The following is a 16,647-nucleotide window of genomic DNA, read 5'->3' on the forward strand; positions in this document are numbered from 1 at the left end:
AAGCCGCGTTACGCGGGCTTGGCCTTGAGCACGTTGATCCCGGGGTAGGGCTGCGCCTGCACACCGGTGATCTTCTTCGGGTCCCAGGCCGTCATCAGCTCGTTGTGCACGACCGGGTAGAGCACGGCCTGCTCGGCGACGATGTCGATGTACTCCTGGATCATCGTCTTCTTCTTCGCCGGGTCCGGCTCGCGCGTGGCCTGGTCCATCAGCTTGAAGAGGTGCTTGGCGTCGGAGCTGCCCGCCCAGCGCGCGTAGCCCATCCACAGGTTCGACGGGCCGTAGTTGTAATGCATGATCAGGTCGGCGTCGAGCCCGAACTGGTTGGGGTTCGAGGCGGCCGCCACGATCTGGTAGTCCTTCTTCTGGTCCATCTTCGTGAAGACGGCCGTGGTCTCCTGCGGGTCGAGCGTGGTCTTCACGCCGATCGCGTCCCACGACGCCTTGATCGTCGGCAGACAGTCCATGATCCACGACACGTTGACGGACATCAGGGAGACCGAGAGCCCGCTGACCCCGGCGTCCTTGAGGAGCTTCTTCGCCTTGTCCGGGTCGTAGTCGTACACCGTCTTCGCCGGCCGGTGGTCGGGGTTGCCCTCGTTCAGGAACGAACTCGCGCCCTTCCCGTGCCCCTTGAGCGCCACCTCGATCATCTTCTGCTTGTCGATGGCGTAGTGCAGGGCCTGGCGCACCCGCACGTCGTCGAACGGCTTGTGCGCGGTGTTGAACATCAGGAAGAGGTTGTTCATCCCGGCCCCGCCCTCGACGGTGAGGCCGCCCTTCTTCAGCTGCGCGATGTTCGCGTACGGGATGTTGTCCGCGATCTGCGCGTCCGCGCTGCCACCGGAGATCTTCGCGACGCGGGGCGCCGCGTCCACGATGGTCAGCCAGTTCATCTTCTTGAACGACGCCTTGCGCGGCCCGTTGTAGTCCGCGAACGCTTCGAAGGTGGTGTTCGTCTTCGGCTGGTGCGAGGTCTGCCTGTACGGGCCCGAGCCGACGGCCTTGCCCTTGGTCGCGTCGTCCCACGCGCCCGGCTTCGAGAACACGTGCTTCGGCATGATCTTGGCGAGGGTCAGCCGCGTGGCACCGTCCGGGAAGGGGAACTTGAGGACGAGCTCGACGGAGTCGTCACCCGTCTTCCTGACCTCCTTGAGCCAGCTCTCGAAGAAGCCCTTGGCCAGCGACTGCGTGCCCGGGTCGAGGATCCGGTCGAAGACGAACACCACGTCGTCCGCCGTGACGGGCTTCCCGTCGTGCCACTTGGCACCCTCGCGCAGAGTGAACTTCCAGGAGGTGGTGGCCAGTTCGGCATCCGTCGGCACCTTCGTGGCGAGCGCCGCGTAGGGCTCGCGCGTGATCGGGTCGGTGTCGAGGAGGCCCTCGTAGATGTGCTGGTTACCGGCCATGGCGAAGGCCGACGCGGTCTGCGTCGGGTCCCAGCTTCCGTCGTTGCCGTACCCGATGACGGCGGTCAGCGAGGATCCGCCGCCCTTGCCGCCGCCCGTGTCGTTGGTGGACTTCGGTCCGGACGAACAGGCCGACAGGGAGGTGGAGATGGCAGCGGCCGCGCCGAGGGCGCCGGTGTACTTGAGGAAGGATCGGCGGCCGGTCGGCTCGTGGTCGCTCATGGTGCCTCCAGAGAGGGAGATGCGCGGGAGATCCAACGTCCTACGTCTTGGTAGCGACGTGACCATAAGAGCGCCGCGAGGGCCGGTCAAGAGATCGCGCAGAGAAGCCCGGAGAGCTCCGGGCGCCGGGCGGGAAGAAGTTTGATCCCGACATGGGACGTGGGACGTCTGCTGCGCCTACGATGCGGCGCATGTCTGAGGAGCCCAGGAACCCGGCGATACGGCACCGCCGCGTCAGCCAGCAGGTACAGCGCGCGGTCACACAGCTCATCCTGGACAGAGGGCTGCGGCCCGGCGCACTGCTGCCCACCGAGGCCGAGCTGATGGAGTCGCTCGGCGTCAGCAGAAACTCCGTACGCGAGTCCCTCAAGGCCCTCCAGGCACTCGACATCGTCGAGATCAGACACGGCTACGGCACCTACGTCGGCCAGGCCTCCCTCACCCCGCTCGCCGACGGCCTCACCTTCCGCACCCTGCTGCGGCCCGCCTCCGACGCGCACGCCCTCGCCGAGATCCTCCAGGTCCGCGAGATCCTCGAGGAAGGCCTGATCCGCAGGGTCGCCGCGGCCCCCCTCCCGTCGGAGATCCTCGACCGGCTCGACGACATCGTCCGGAAGATGGCCGCCGCGGGCCAGGCCGACGAGCCCTTCGCCGACCTCGACAGGGACTTCCACGAGACCCTCTACCGCTCGCTGGGCAACGAGCTGATCCCGCAGCTCCTCGGCGCGTTCTGGAACGTCTTCGACCGCGTCGCCGGCGCGCGCTCCTGGTCCAGCGACCCCGACCCCGACGTCACCGTCAGCCGCCACCGCGACATCGTCACGGCCCTGCGCGCCCAGGACGCCGCAGGCGCGCAGCGGGCCATGGCACATCACTTCCGGGGCATCGAGGCACGCGCGGAACAGGAGACGAGAGGCGTCGAGTGAGCGCGCTGGATTTCTGTGGAGTTACGCGCACACATTCCCCCCGATTCAAACAGCATCGAGCACGCCCGTTCCGAATGGGCTGTTCGAATTCGCCCTCGCTACATAGAGCCCAGAGGTCCTTCCCACTCTAATTGGCACGCGTACCCGCCGGTGCGGGAAGCGTGAAATCCGACGGCGGCGGGGAGCCACCTGACGTGGGCGGAACGGCGGTCCGGGCACGCGGTCCCAGGCGCGGGAAGAGCTGGGCGAATAGCCGCAGCGGAGGTCGGGAATTGCCTCTCGCGTCACCCCGCCGACGATTCAGCGCCACGTCCCGTGTCTGCTCGTGGAATGGGGGCGTTGTTTCGGTTGACGCCGCCGCCCGCCGGGAAACGCACGGAACGTATGGACAGGAGCCAACGCCGATGAAGCCGCCAATCGGTTCTTACGCCGTCGACATCAGCACCGGACAGGTGGGCCGGGTCATGGGGCACGAGGGTCCGTACGTTCAGCTCCGGCCCTTCGGAGGCGGCCGCGAATGGGACTGCGCCCCGGACGCGCTGCGGGTGGCGACGACCTCCGAGCGGCTGCGGGCGGCAACCGCCTATGCGAACGCCAGGAGCCGCGGCGAGGTCCCCTGACCCCACCCCTTCACAGGTCCCCCGGCTTCACCCCTGCGGCGTAGGCGAGAATGGGCCCATGAGCCTGTTCCGCGACGACGGCATCGTGCTGCGCACCCAGAAGCTGGGTGAAGCGGACCGCATCATCACGCTGCTCACCCGCAATCACGGGCGCGTGCGCGCCGTGGCGCGCGGTGTGCGGCGCACCAAGTCCAAGTTCGGCGCCCGGCTCGAACCCTTCTCGCACGTCGACGTCCAGTTCTTCGCGCGGGGCAGCGAGCTGATCGGGCGCGGGCTGCCCCTGTGCACCCAGAGCGAGACCATCGCCCCCTACGGCGGCGGCATCGTCAGCGACTACGCCCGCTACACCGCCGGCACCGCCATGCTGGAGACCGCCGAGCGCTTCACCGACCACGAGGGCGAGCCGGCCGTCCAGCAGTACCTGCTCCTGGTGGGCGGACTGCGGACCCTGTCCAGAGGCGAGCACGAACCCCATCTCGTCCTCGACGCCTTCCTGCTGCGCTCCCTCGCCGTGAACGGCTACGCCCCGAGTTTCGGCGACTGCGCGAAGTGCGGTCTCCCGGGCCCCAACCGGTTCTTCTCCGTCGGCGCGGGCGGCTCGGTTTGCGTCGACTGCCGGGTACCGGGCAGCGTCGTACCCTCACCGCAGGCCCTCGTCCTCCTCGGCGCGCTGCTGACCGGCGACTGGGAGACGGCGGACGCGTGCGAGGCACGCTTCGTGCGAGAGGGCAGCGGACTGGTGTCGGCGTATCTGCACTGGCACCTGGAGCGCGGACTGCGCTCGCTGCGTTACGTAGAGAAAAGCTAGAACTGAGCTAGGGGAGAGCCCACATGGCACGTCGCGGAATCCTCGGACGGTCCCGCCGTGAGTACAAGACGCCCGAACCGCACCCGACGGGCGCGCGGCCGCCGAAGATCCCCGGCGAGCTGGTGCCGAAGCACGTCGCCATCGTGATGGACGGCAACGGCCGGTGGGCTAAGGAGCGCGGGCTGCCGCGCACAGAGGGCCACAAGGTCGGCGCCGAGCGGGTCATGGACGTCCTCCAGGGCGCGATCGAGATGGGCGTCGGCGCGATCTCGCTCTACGCCTTCTCCACGGAGAACTGGAAGCGCTCACCCGACGAGGTCCGCTTCCTCATGAACTTCAACCGCGACTTCATCCGCAAGACCCGCGACCAGCTCGACGAGCTGGGCGTACGGGTGCGCTGGGTGGGACGCATGCCCAAGCTGTGGAAGTCGGTCGCCCAGGAGCTGGAGATCTCCCAGGAGCAGACCAAGGACAACGACAGGCTGACCCTCTACTTCTGCATGAACTACGGCGGCCGCGCCGAGATCGCCGACGCCGCGCAGGCCATCGCCGAGGACGTGAAGGCGGGCCGCCTCGACCCGTCGAAGGTCAGCGAGAAGACCTTCGCGAAGTACCTCTACTACCCGGACATGCCGGACGTCGACCTGTTCCTGCGCCCCAGCGGCGAGCAGCGCACCTCCAACTACCTGCTGTGGCAGAGCGCTTACGCCGAAATGGTCTTCCAGGACGTCCTGTGGCCCGACTTCGACCGCCGTGACCTGTGGCGCGCCTGCCTCGAGTACGCCTCCCGGGACCGCCGCTTCGGCGGAGCGATCCCGAACGAGGAACAGATCGCCAACAGCTGATCAAACGGCTAGCTGATCAAACGGCTGTGGGGGGTACTCGGAAGTACCCCCCACAGCACGCGAAAGAAAGACGGCGCTCAGCCCTCCGCCGAGGCGGAACCGCTCACGCCGCGGAGCACTCCGCGCACGTACCGAAGATCTCCACCGTGTGCGCCACGTTCACATACCCGTGCTCCGCGGCGATCGCCTCGGCCCACTTCTCCACGGCCGGGCCCTCGACCTCGACCGCCTTGCCGCACACCCGGCACACCAGGTGATGGTGGTGCTCGCCGCTGGAGCAGCGCCGGTAGACGGCCTCGCCGTCCGACGTGCGCAGGACATCGACCTCGCCCGCGTCGGCGAGGGACTGCAGGGTGCGGTAGACGGTCGTCAGACCCACCGAGTCACCCTTGTGCTTGAGGACGTCGTGGAGCTCCTGGGCACTGCGGAACTCGTCCACCTCGTCGAGCGCCGCCGCCACGGCCGCACGCTGGCGGGTCGACCTGCCTCGAACCGGGGCTCCCACTGTTGCCTCCTCGGATTTACTGCTGGCGGCCCATTGTGCCAGGCCGCACGGGGCCCGGGTCAGACCTCGGCCTTGGCCTGACCGGGGATCCGGCCTGGAATCGCGCACTCGGCCGGGTCACCGGCCCCGCTCGCCGCCGCCCGCGCCCTGCGCCTGGCCAGCGGAGTGGCGATCAGGCTGAAGACGATGAACGCCGCGATGGTCAGCAGCACGATCGTCGCGCCGGGCGGGATCTCGACGTAGTAATTGGTGATCGTGCCGCCCAGCGTCGTGGTGACGCCGATGGCCACGGCGATCGCGAACGTCGCCGCGAAGCTCCGAGTGAGCTGCTGTGCGGCCGCCACCGGGACCACCATCAGCGCGGACACCAGGAGCAGACCCACGACGCGCATCGCGACGGTGACGGTCGCCGCCGCGGTCACCGCGACGAGCAGGTTCAGAACGCGCACCGGCAGGCCGGTCACCCGGGCGAACTCCTCGTCCTGGCTGACCGCGAACAGCTGCCGGCGCAGACCGATCGTGACCACGGCGACGAATCCGGCGAGGACACAGATCGACACGAGGTCGCTCTGCGAGACGGTCGACAGTGAGCCGAAGAGATAACTCTGCAGGTTCGCCGTGGAACCGCCGGGGGCGAGGTTGATCAGCATCACGCCGCCCGCCATACCTCCGTAGAAAAGCATCGCGAGCGCGATGTCGCCGCGCGTCTTCCCGTACCAGCGGATCAGTTCCATGATCACCACGCCGACCACGGAGACGGCCATCGCCATCCACACGGGCGACGTGGAGAGCAGGAAGCCGAGGCCGACGCCCGTCATCGCGACATGGCCGATGCCGTCACCCATCAGGGCCTGCCGGCGCTGGACGAGATAGATGCCGATCGCGGGGGCGGTGATGCCCACCAGGACCGCGGCGAGCAGGGCCCGCTGCATGAAGGCGGAGTCGAGGAATTCCATGTCAGCTCAGCAGTCCTGTGCGTACGGGGGTGAGATCCGAGGTGTGCGGGTGGACGTGGTCGTGGCCCGGCAGCGCGTGCTGGCCGACCGCCTCCGGCGGCGGCCCGTCGTGCAGGACGCAGCCGTCGCGCAGCACGACCGCACGGTCGATCAGCGGCTCCAGCGGACCCAGCTCGTGCAGAACGAGCAGCACGGACGCGCCGGCCTCGACCTGCGCACGCAGCGTCTTCGCGAGGATCTCCTGGCTCGCCAGGTCGACGCCCGCCATCGGCTCGTCCATGATCAGCAGCTCCGGCTCGGAGGCCAGGGCCCGCGCGATGAGGACACGCTGGTGCTGTCCGCCGGAGAGCGCGTCCACCGAGTCCTTGGCACGGTCGGCCATCCCGACCAGGTCCAGCGCCCGGCGCACCGCCTCACGGTCCGCCTTGCGCAGCAGACCGAAGCGCGCCCGCGAGAGCCGCCCCGAGGACACGACCTCGGTGACCGTGGCCGGCACCCCGCCCGCGGCCGTCGTCCGCTGCGGCACGTAACCGACCCGCGCCCAGTCCCGGAACCGCCGACGCGGCGTACCGAAGATCTCGACCTCGCCTCCGCTTACGGGCACCTGGCCGATCACTGTGCGCACGGCCGTCGACTTGCCCGAACCGTTGGCGCCGAGCAGGGCCACGACCTCACCGCGGCGCACGGTCAGGTCGATGCCGCGCAGCACGGGACGCGAGCCGAGCTCGGCCGTCACGCTGCGCAGGGCTATGACGGGCTCGCCGGCCTTCACCGATGCGTCCATGCCGCTGTCCTCCGTGGTCACTTGGCGCCGAGCGCCGTCTGCAGGGCCTTCAGGTTCGACTCCATGACCTGGATGTAGTCGTCACCCTTGGACTTGTCGGTGATGCCCTCGAGCGGGTCGAGCACATCGGTCTTGAGGCCCGCGTCGCCCGCGACGGTCTTCGCCGTCCTGTCGCTGACGAGGGTCTCGTAGAAGACCGTGGTCGCCCCGTCGGCCTTCGCCATGTTCTGGAGGTCCTTCACACGCGCCGCGCTGGGCTCGCTCTCCGGATCGAGGCCGCTGATGGCCTCCTCGGTGAGCCCGTACCGCTCGGCGAGATAGCCGAAGGCCGCGTGGGTCGTGATGAACACCTTCGAATCGGTGTTCTTCAGCCCGTCCTCGAACCGTGTGTTCAGCCCGTCGAGCCTGCCGACCAGCGCCGCGGTGTTCTTCTTGTACGCCGCCGCATGATCCGGGTCGGCCTTCTCGAAGGCCTTGCCCACACCCTTGGCGACCTCGGCGTACTTCACCGGGTCCAGCCAGATGTGCGGATCCCGGCCGCCCTCGCCGCCGTGCTCGTGGTCGTGCTCCTCGGCGTGCCCGCCGACCTCGGTGCCGTGCTTCTCCAGATGCGTCAGGGAGGCGGCATCGACCTTGGTCTTGATCTCGGACTGCTGTATCGCGTCGTCGACGGCCGGCTGGAGGCCCTTGAGATAGAGGGCGACACCCGCGTCCTGGAGCTGCGCGGTCTGCTTCGCGCTGATCTCCAGGTCGTGCGGCTCCTGGCCGGGCTTGGTCAGATTGGTGACGGCGACGTGGTCCCCGCCGATCTGCTCCGCGAGGTACTGCATCGGATAGAACGACGCCACCACCGCGAGCTTGCCGTCGCTGTTCCTGCCGTCACCCGAGGAGGCGGAGCAGGCCGACAGGCCCGTGATGCCGAGCACGGTGACGGAGGCGACGGCGGCGGTGGGTATGAGGCGTCGTACGTTCATGACAGTCATTTTCAACAAATCTGGAAACGATTGTCAACAAGCTGTCGGCGCGATCACACCGAAACGGGCATCCCACCCCAGCCCGGGCTCCGGACCCCCAACCGATTTGATCCGGAGCCCTACGCCGCCGGTAACCTGAAGCATTCGCATTCGCTCTGAAGCAGCAGCTTCGTCGTCGTCGTAATGAAGAGAGCACCGTGGCCGCCGACAAGATCGACACCATCGTCAGCCTCAGCAAGCGCCGTGGCTTCGTCTACCCGTGCAGCGAGATCTACGGCGGCCAGAAGGCCGCCTGGGATTACGGACCGCTGGGCGTCGAGCTGAAGGAGAACCTCAAGCGCCAGTGGTGGCGCTACATGGTCACCTCGCGCGAGGACATCGTCGGTATCGACTCGTCGGTGATCCTGGCGACCGAGGTCTGGCAGGCCTCCGGTCACGTCGCCACGTTCAGCGACCCGCTCACCGAGTGCACCTCCTGCCACAAGCGGTACCGCGCGGACCACCTGGAGGAGGCGTACGAGGCCAAGCACGGCAAGCTGCCGGAGAACGGCCTCACCGACCTCAACTGTCCCAACTGCGGCAACAAGGGCACCTTCACCGAGCCCAAGCAGTTCTCGGGCCTGCTCTCCACGCACCTCGGCCCCACGCAGGACAGCGGCTCCATCGCCTACCTGCGCCCCGAGACCGCCCAGGGCATCTTCACCAACTTCGCCAGCGTCCAGCAGACCTCGCGCCGCAAGCCGCCGTTCGGCATCGCCCAGATGGGCAAGAGCTTCCGCAACGAGATCACGCCCGGCAACTTCATCTTCCGCACCCGCGAGTTCGAGCAGATGGAGATGGAATTCTTCGTCAAGCCGGGCGAGGACGAGAAGTGGCAGGAGTACTGGATGGAGCAGCGCTGGAACTGGTACACCGGCCTCGGCATGCGCGAGGAGAACATGCGCTGGTTCGAGCACCCGGCGGAGAAGCTCTCCCACTACTCCAAGCGCACCGCTGACATCGAGTACCGCTTCCGCTTCGGCGGAAACGAGTGGGGCGAGCTCGAGGGCGTCGCCAACCGCACGGACTACGACCTCTCCGCGCACTCCAAGGCCTCGGGCCAGGACCTCTCCTACTTCGACCAGGAAGCCGGCGAGCGTTACACCCCGTACGTCATCGAGCCCGCCGCCGGTGTCGGCCGCTCCATGCTCGCCTTCATGCTCGACGCCTACGTCGAGGACGAGGCGCCCAACGCCAAGGGCAAGATGGAGAAGCGCACCGTCATGCGCTTCGACCACCGCCTCGCCCCGGTCAAGGTCGCGGTCCTGCCCCTGTCCCGCAACCCGGAGCTGTCCCCGAAGGCCAAGGGACTCGCCACCGCGCTGCGCCAGAACTGGAACATCGACTTCGACGACGCGGGCGCCATCGGCCGCCGCTACCGCCGTCAGGACGAGATCGGTACGCCGTACTGCGTCACCGTCGACTTCGACACCCTCGACGACAACGCCGTCACGGTTCGCGAGCGCGACACCATGAAGCAGGAGCGTGTCTCTCTCGACCAGATCGAGGGCTACCTGGCGACGCGCCTCGTCGGCTGCTGATCACCCCTAGGGGACCAGGCACCACAGAGAAGCGGCTCAGGAGCGTGCACATCGCGCTCCTGGGCCGCTTTCGTCGTTTCCGCGCGGCCGCGGACGCCGGCGAGACGTACAACGCACCACAGAAACCCCCCTGTTGATATTGCTCTTGCTGCACACTCCTTGCGGAACGCACGCCCACAGGGGCCGCGGAGGAGGCGTCATGCTGCCGAACACCACCACGAGCAAGGTCAGCCGCTGGGACCAGCACGGCCGGGAGCACACGGTGCGGGTACAGCGCTCGGGCCCGCGCCGCACCATCAGATGCGACACCTGCGGCTGGCGAAAACCCGCCCAGTTCCTGCCCTGGCTCAAGGCCGAGGAGCACCTCGCCCAGGAGCACCAGGCGACGGTGGACCCCTCGGCCCAGGGGCCCCAGTAGGGCCGAATTGACACGGGGCCCGGAGATCTCTAGAGTCCTCCGAGTTGTCACCCGGCCAGTCGGCCCCGCGACAGCACCTCCGCCGCTCAAGCGGCACCCAAACAAGCAGCACGATCTCCCACCGGGAGTGAATTCGGCACGCCCGAATTCAATTCGCGGTGGACTCGATGGCCCGATTAGGCGCCGCCGGGGGAATCCGCTAAAGTTTGGGACGTCGGAACGGCCCAACAGCCGCGAAGGCAAACCCCACTGACTGGGAATCGGGCCCGAAAGAATCTGATAGAGTCGGAACCGCCGGAAAGGGAAACGCGGAAAGCCGAAAGGCCGGAGCGGAAACCTGAAAGGCACCGAGGAAATCGGACACGAAAGAGTCTGATAGAGTCGGAAACGCAAGACCGAAGGGAAACTGCCCGGAGGAAAGCCTGAGAGAGTCTCTCGGGTGAGTACAAAGGAAGCGTCCGTTCCTTGAGAACTCAACAGCGTGCCAAAAGTCAACGCCAGATTGACAACCCCGGCCCACCTTTGGTGGGTTGGAGGTTCCTTTGAAAAAGTCCTCACTCCCACACCGGGGTGAGGCGCACTAGCGAGGACGCAGTGAATCGTGGGGATTATTCCTCCCGACGGTTCCGCTCTCGTGGTGTAGTCCCGATTACGGGAAAACATTCACGGAGAGTTTGATCCTGGCTCAGGACGAACGCTGGCGGCGTGCTTAACACATGCAAGTCGAACGATGAAGCCTTTCGGGGTGGATTAGTGGCGAACGGGTGAGTAACACGTGGGCAATCTGCCCTGCACTCTGGGACAAGCCCTGGAAACGGGGTCTAATACCGGATGACACCCCCTCTCGCATGGGAGGGGGTTGAAAGCTCCGGCGGTGCAGGATGAGCCCGCGGCCTATCAGCTTGTTGGTGAGGTAGAAGCTCACCAAGGCGACGACGGGTAGCCGGCCTGAGAGGGCGACCGGCCACACTGGGACTGAGACACGGCCCAGACTCCTACGGGAGGCAGCAGTGGGGAATATTGCACAATGGGCGAAAGCCTGATGCAGCGACGCCGCGTGAGGGATGACGGCCTTCGGGTTGTAAACCTCTTTCAGCAGGGAAGAAGCGAAAGTGACGGTACCTGCAGAAGAAGCGCCGGCTAACTACGTGCCAGCAGCCGCGGTAATACGTAGGGCGCAAGCGTTGTCCGGAATTATTGGGCGTAAAGAGCTCGTAGGCGGCTTGTCACGTCGGTTGTGAAAGCCCGGGGCTTAACCCCGGGTCTGCAGTCGATACGGGCAGGCTAGAGTGTGGTAGGGGAGATCGGAATTCCTGGTGTAGCGGTGAAATGCGCAGATATCAGGAGGAACACCGGTGGCGAAGGCGGATCTCTGGGCCATTACTGACGCTGAGGAGCGAAAGCGTGGGGAGCGAACAGGATTAGATACCCTGGTAGTCCACGCCGTAAACGGTGGGAACTAGGTGTTGGCGACATTCCACGTCGTCGGTGCCGCAGCTAACGCATTAAGTTCCCCGCCTGGGGAGTACGGCCGCAAGGCTAAAACTCAAAGGAATTGACGGGGGCCCGCACAAGCAGCGGAGCATGTGGCTTAATTCGACGCAACGCGAAGAACCTTACCAAGGCTTGACATATACCGGAAAGCATCAGAGATGGTGCCCCCCTTGTGGTCGGTATACAGGTGGTGCATGGCTGTCGTCAGCTCGTGTCGTGAGATGTTGGGTTAAGTCCCGCAACGAGCGCAACCCTTGTTCTGTGTTGCCAGCATGCCCTTCGGGGTGATGGGGACTCACAGGAGACTGCCGGGGTCAACTCGGAGGAAGGTGGGGACGACGTCAAGTCATCATGCCCCTTATGTCTTGGGCTGCACACGTGCTACAATGGCAGGTACAATGAGCTGCGATGCCGCGAGGCGGAGCGAATCTCAAAAAGCCTGTCTCAGTTCGGATTGGGGTCTGCAACTCGACCCCATGAAGTCGGAGTTGCTAGTAATCGCAGATCAGCATTGCTGCGGTGAATACGTTCCCGGGCCTTGTACACACCGCCCGTCACGTCACGAAAGTCGGTAACACCCGAAGCCGGTGGCCCAACCCCCTTGTGGGGAGGGAGCTGTCGAAGGTGGGACTGGCGATTGGGACGAAGTCGTAACAAGGTAGCCGTACCGGAAGGTGCGGCTGGATCACCTCCTTTCTAAGGAGCACTTTGGCTGCCGGGTTTCACCTGGTGGTCCAAGAGCCATTTCGTCGGCAAATGTCCGACGGTGGTTGCTCAAGGGTGGAACGTTGACTATTCGACCGGGTTCACGGGTCGGAGGCTGTGAGTACTGCTCTTCGGAGCGTGGAAAGCATGATCTCCGGGCGGGACCGGGTCGGGCACGCTGTTGGGTGTCTGAAGGTACGGCCGAATCGGTCGCCTTCAGTGCCGACCCCGGTAAAAATCTGCTTCGGTGGGTTGTGACGGGTGGTTGGTCGTTGTTTGAGAACTGCACAGTGGACGCGAGCATCTGTGGCCAAGTTTTTAAGGGCGCACGGTGGATGCCTTGGCACCAGGAACCGATGAAGGACGTGGGAGGCCACGATAGTCCCCGGGGAGCCGTCAACCAGGCTTTGATCCGGGGGTTTCCGAATGGGGAAACCCGGCAGTCGTCATGGGCTGTCACCCATACCTGAACACATAGGGTATGTGGAGGGAACGCGGGGAAGTGAAACATCTCAGTACCCGCAGGAAGAGAAAACAACCGTGATTCCGGGAGTAGTGGCGAGCGAAACTGGATGAGGCCAAACCATATGCGTGTGATACCCGGCAGGGGTTGCGCATGTGGGGTTGTGGGATCTCTCTTTCACAGTCTGCCGGCTGTGAGACGAGTCAGAAACCGTTGATGTAGGCGAAGGACATGCGAAAGGTCCGGCGTAGAGGGTAAGACCCCCGTAGTCGAAACATCAGCGGCTCGTTTGAGAGACACCCAAGTAGCACGGGGCCCGAGAAATCCCGTGTGAATCTGGCGGGACCACCCGCTAAGCCTAAATATTCCCTGGTGACCGATAGCGGATAGTACCGTGAGGGAATGGTGAAAAGTACCGCGGGAGCGGAGTGAAATAGTACCTGAAACCGTGTGCCTACAAGCCGTGGGAGCGTCGCGCAAGGAACTTGTTCCTTGCGTCGTGACTGCGTGCCTTTTGAAGAATGAGCCTGCGAGTTTGCGGTGCGTTGCGAGGTTAACCCGTGTGGGGAAGCCGTAGCGAAAGCGAGTCCGAATAGGGCGATTCAGTAGCGCGCTCAAGACCCGAAGCGGAGTGATCTAGCCATGGGCAGGTTGAAGCGGAGGTAAGACTTCGTGGAGGACCGAACCCACCAGGGTTGAAAACCTGGGGGATGACCTGTGGTTAGGGGTGAAAGGCCAATCAAACTCCGTGATAGCTGGTTCTCCCCGAAATGCATTTAGGTGCAGCGTCGTGTGTTTCTTGCCGGAGGTAGAGCACTGGATAGGCGATGGGCCCTACCGGGTTACTGACCTTAGCCAAACTCCGAATGCCGGTAAGTGAGAGCACGGCAGTGAGACTGTGGGGGATAAGCTCCATGGTCGAGAGGGAAACAGCCCAGAGCATCGACTAAGGCCCCTAAGCGTACGCTAAGTGGGAAAGGATGTGGAGTCGCACAGACAACCAGGAGGTTGGCTTAGAAGCAGCCACCCTTGAAAGAGTGCGTAATAGCTCACTGGTCTAGTGATTCCGCGCCGACAATGTAGCGGGGCTCAAGCGTACCGCCGAAGTCGTGTCATTGCGATATATACCCCCAACGGGGATCGTGATGGGTAGGGGAGCGTCGTGTGCCGGGTGAAGCAGCCGCGGAAGCGAGTTGTGGACGGTTCACGAGTGAGAATGCAGGCATGAGTAGCGATACACACGTGAGAAACGTGTGCGCCGATTGACTAAGGGTTCCTGGGTCAAGCTGATCTGCCCAGGGTAAGTCGGGACCTAAGGCGAGGCCGACAGGCGTAGTCGATGGATAACCGGTTGATATTCCGGTACCCGCTGTGAAGCGTCAAACATTGAATCAGGCGATGCTAAGTCCGTGAAGCCGTTCCGGACCCTTCGGGGAAAGGAAAGTGGTGGAGCCGACGGACCAGACTTGTAGTAGGTGAGTGATGGGGTGACGCAGGAAGGTAGTCCAGCCCGGGCGGTGGTTGTCCCGGGGTAAGGGTGTAGGCCGTGCGATAGGTAAATCCGTCGCACATTAAGGCTGAGACCTGATGCCGAGCCGATTGTGGTGAAGTGGATGATCCTATGCTGTCGAGAAAAGCCTCTAGCGAGTTTCATGGCGGCCCGTACCCTAAACCGACTCAGGTGGTCAGGTAGAGAATACCGAGGCGTTCGGGTGAACTATGGTTAAGGAACTCGGCAAAATGCCCCCGTAACTTCGGGAGAAGGGGGGCCATCACTGGTGAGAGGACTTGCTCCTCGAGCTGGGGGTGGCCGCAGAGACCAGCGAGAAGCGACTGTTTACTAAAAACACAGGTCCGTGCGAAGCCGTAAGGCGATGTATACGGACTGACGCCTGCCCGGTGCTGGAACGTTAAGGGGACCGGTTAGTGCACTTTCGGGTGTGCGAAGCTGAGAACTTAAGCGCCAGTAAACGGCGGTGGTAACTATAACCATCCTAAGGTAGCGAAATTCCTTGTCGGGTAAGTTCCGACCTGCACGAATGGCGTAACGACTTCTCGACTGTCTCAACCATAGGCCCGGTGAAATTGCACTACGAGTAAAGATGCTCGTTTCGCGCAGCAGGACGGAAAGACCCCGGGACCTTTACTACAGTTTGATATTGGTGTTCGGTTCGGCTTGTGTAGGATAGGTGGGAGACTTTGAACTCTGGACGCCAGTTCAGGGGGAGTCGTCGTTGAAATACCACTCTGGTCGTGCTGGATGTCTAACCTGGGTCCGTGATCCGGATCAGGGACAGTGTCTGATGGGTAGTTTAACTGGGGCGGTTGCCTCCTAAAGAGTAACGGAGGCGCCCAAAGGTTCCCTCAGCCTGGTTGGTAATCAGGTGTTGAGTGTAAGTGCACAAGGGAGCTTGACTGTGAGACCGACGGGTCGAGCAGGGACGAAAGTCGGGACTAGTGATCCGGCGGTGGCTTGTGGAAGCGCCGTCGCTCAACGGATAAAAGGTACCCCGGGGATAACAGGCTGATCTTCCCCAAGAGTCCATATCGACGGGATGGTTTGGCACCTCGATGTCGGCTCGTCGCATCCTGGGGCTGGAGTCGGTCCCAAGGGTTGGGCTGTTCGCCCATTAAAGCGGTACGCGAGCTGGGTTTAGAACGTCGTGAGACAGTTCGGTCCCTATCCGCTGCGCGCGTAGGAATATTGAGAAGGGCTGTCCCTAGTACGAGAGGACCGGGACGGACGAACCTCTGGTGTGCCAGTTGTCCTGCCAAGGGCATGGCTGGTTGGCTACGTTCGGAAAGGATAACCGCTGAAAGCATCTAAGCGGGAAGCCTGCTTCGAGATGAGTATTCCCACCCCCTTGAGGGGTTAAGGCTCCCAGTAGACGACTGGGTTGATAGGCCAGATCTGGAAGCCCGGTAACGGGTGGAGGTGACTGGTACTAATAGGCCGAGGGCTTGTCCTCAGTTGCTCGCGTCCACTGTGTTGGTTCTGAAACCACGAACAACCCCACGTTTGTCACAGAGCGTGGTGCGGTTGACAGTTTCATAGTGTTTCGGTGGTCATAGCGTGAGGGAAACGCCCGGTTACATTCCGAACCCGGAAGCTAAGCCTCACAGCGCCGATGGTACTGCAGGGGGGACCCTGTGGGAGAGTAGGACGCCGCCGAACTATTTTTGAAGAAAACCCCCGTAACGGATGAGAATCCTGTTACGGGGGTTTTCTGCGTTGTACGCCAAGCATTGTGCCGGTCCCGGGCCGGTCCCCTCGGGTCCACTTTTCCGGCCGGACCCCTTTTCAGGGTCCGGCCGGAAATTTGTGCGGGGGTACGGTCAGGAGTTCAGGCCGCGGAGGACGAGATCCGTGAGGGCCCTGAATTCCTCGTCGATGCCGGCCTTCTGCCACTCACCCGCATACGCCGGATCGTGGAAACGGTTGGTCGCGTCGAATACCGCGCGGGCCGTCAGAGCGGGGTCGGGGTGCGGAAGGCTGAACTGCCCCTTGGTGATGCCGTCTTGAATGATGTGGTCGAGCTGCATGATCAGCTCACCGACGTGGAGTTCGACCACCCGGCTGTTCTCACTGATCAGTACCTGGTACGTGGCGAAGAGCTGCGGATCGTCGCCCGCCTTGCGGCGCTTGGCCGCGAACAGCGTCGCGAGCCATTGGCGCAACATGGCGGGTGCCGTCAGTGAGCCGTCTGTCATGAGCAGTTGCAGTTCGTTCGTGGTGCGGTCGAGCCAGCGCTTCGTGACCGCCTCGCGCAACTGTGCCTTCGTACCGAAATGCCGGTAGACGCTGCCGTGACTGACGCCGAGCGCGCGGGCCACGTCGACGACGTTCGCCTTGGCGGGACCATGCCGGCGCAGTACCTCCTCGGTCGCCTCGAGGATGCGCTCGGTGGTCAGGGTCTCGGTTGCCATGATGCCGACCG

12 protein-coding genes and 3 rRNA genes are annotated in these 16,647 nt (G+C 64.3%); 9 read left to right on the plus strand and 6 right to left on the minus strand.

All coding sequences use genetic code 11. The annotated features are described in order from the left end of the window. Positions 1 to 8: 8 nt before the first annotated feature. Positions 9 to 1,631, minus strand: coding sequence for an ABC transporter substrate-binding protein (locus OG758_RS31890; protein WP_326713092.1), 1,623 nt, complete (start codon positions 1,629 to 1,631; stop codon positions 9 to 11). A gap of 182 nt (positions 1,632 to 1,813) precedes the next feature. Between OG758_RS31890 and OG758_RS31895 the strand changes: the two genes are divergently transcribed. The 4 genes from OG758_RS31895 (at position 1,814) to OG758_RS31910 (ending at position 4,830) form a co-directional block, all read left to right on the plus strand. After that, positions 1,814 to 2,557: a FadR/GntR family transcriptional regulator gene (locus tag OG758_RS31895; RefSeq protein ID WP_326713093.1), complete on the plus strand. Its 744-nt coding sequence runs from the start codon at positions 1,814 to 1,816 to the stop codon at positions 2,555 to 2,557. A 404-nt stretch (positions 2,558 to 2,961) separates the two neighbouring features. Then, positions 2,962 to 3,177 (plus strand): hypothetical protein, encoded by a 216-nt coding sequence (locus OG758_RS31900; RefSeq protein ID WP_326713094.1) that lies wholly within the window; start codon positions 2,962 to 2,964, stop codon positions 3,175 to 3,177. 58 nt (positions 3,178 to 3,235) lie between these two features. After that, positions 3,236 to 3,985, plus strand: coding sequence for a DNA repair protein RecO (recO, locus tag OG758_RS31905; RefSeq protein WP_116513067.1), 750 nt, complete (start codon positions 3,236 to 3,238; stop codon positions 3,983 to 3,985). A gap of 23 nt (positions 3,986 to 4,008) precedes the next feature. After that, the gene (locus tag OG758_RS31910) at positions 4,009 to 4,830 is read left to right on the plus strand and encodes an isoprenyl transferase (RefSeq protein WP_326713095.1); all 822 of its coding nucleotides are present in this window, start codon (positions 4,009 to 4,011) and stop codon (positions 4,828 to 4,830) included. Between the two features lie 103 nt (positions 4,831 to 4,933). Here the strand turns inward: OG758_RS31910 and OG758_RS31915 are convergent, their stop codons facing one another. The 4 genes from OG758_RS31915 to OG758_RS31930 are packed head-to-tail and all read right to left on the minus strand — an operon-like array spanning position 4,934 to position 8,049. Further along, the gene (locus OG758_RS31915; protein WP_326713096.1) at positions 4,934 to 5,335 is read right to left on the minus strand and encodes a Fur family transcriptional regulator; all 402 of its coding nucleotides are present in this window, start codon (positions 5,333 to 5,335) and stop codon (positions 4,934 to 4,936) included. 59 nt (positions 5,336 to 5,394) lie between these two features. After that, entirely contained in the window at positions 5,395 to 6,291 is an 897-nt protein-coding gene (locus OG758_RS31920; protein WP_326713097.1) for a metal ABC transporter permease, read from the minus strand. A 1-nt stretch (position 6,292) separates the two neighbouring features. After that, positions 6,293 to 7,075 (minus strand): metal ABC transporter ATP-binding protein, encoded by a 783-nt coding sequence (locus OG758_RS31925; protein ID WP_116513669.1) that lies wholly within the window; start codon positions 7,073 to 7,075, stop codon positions 6,293 to 6,295. Between the two features lie 17 nt (positions 7,076 to 7,092). Continuing rightward, complete coding sequence (locus tag OG758_RS31930) at positions 7,093 to 8,049, minus strand: metal ABC transporter substrate-binding protein (RefSeq protein ID WP_326713098.1); 957 nt, start codon at positions 8,047 to 8,049, stop codon at positions 7,093 to 7,095. A 197-nt stretch (positions 8,050 to 8,246) separates the two neighbouring features. Here OG758_RS31930 and OG758_RS31935 point away from each other — a divergent pair, with 197 nt between their 5' ends. The 5 genes from OG758_RS31935 to rrf all read left to right on the plus strand — a co-directional run bounded on the left by OG758_RS31935 (position 8,247) and on the right by rrf (position 15,884). Then, complete coding sequence (locus OG758_RS31935) at positions 8,247 to 9,629, plus strand: glycine--tRNA ligase (RefSeq protein WP_326713099.1); 1,383 nt, start codon at positions 8,247 to 8,249, stop codon at positions 9,627 to 9,629. A gap of 199 nt (positions 9,630 to 9,828) precedes the next feature. Further along, entirely contained in the window at positions 9,829 to 10,047 is a 219-nt protein-coding gene (locus tag OG758_RS31940) for a hypothetical protein (protein ID WP_100594289.1), read from the plus strand. 662 nt (positions 10,048 to 10,709) lie between these two features. Further along, positions 10,710 to 12,237, plus strand: a 16S ribosomal RNA gene (locus tag OG758_RS31945). A gap of 317 nt (positions 12,238 to 12,554) precedes the next feature. Then, positions 12,555 to 15,678, plus strand: a 23S ribosomal RNA gene (locus tag OG758_RS31950). An 89-nt stretch (positions 15,679 to 15,767) separates the two neighbouring features. Then, positions 15,768 to 15,884, plus strand: a 5S ribosomal RNA gene (gene rrf, locus OG758_RS31955). The 16S, 23S and 5S rRNA genes sit together here, the layout of an rRNA operon. 161 nt (positions 15,885 to 16,045) lie before the next feature. Here the strand turns inward: rrf and OG758_RS31960 are convergent. Further along, positions 16,046 to 16,636, minus strand: coding sequence for a TetR family transcriptional regulator (locus OG758_RS31960; protein WP_266564441.1), 591 nt, complete (start codon positions 16,634 to 16,636; stop codon positions 16,046 to 16,048). Positions 16,637 to 16,647: the final 11 nt, after the last annotated feature.

Source organism: Streptomyces sp. NBC_01474 (assembly GCF_035918215.1).
Taxonomy (GTDB): Bacteria; Actinomycetota; Actinomycetes; order Streptomycetales; family Streptomycetaceae; genus Streptomyces; species Streptomyces aureus.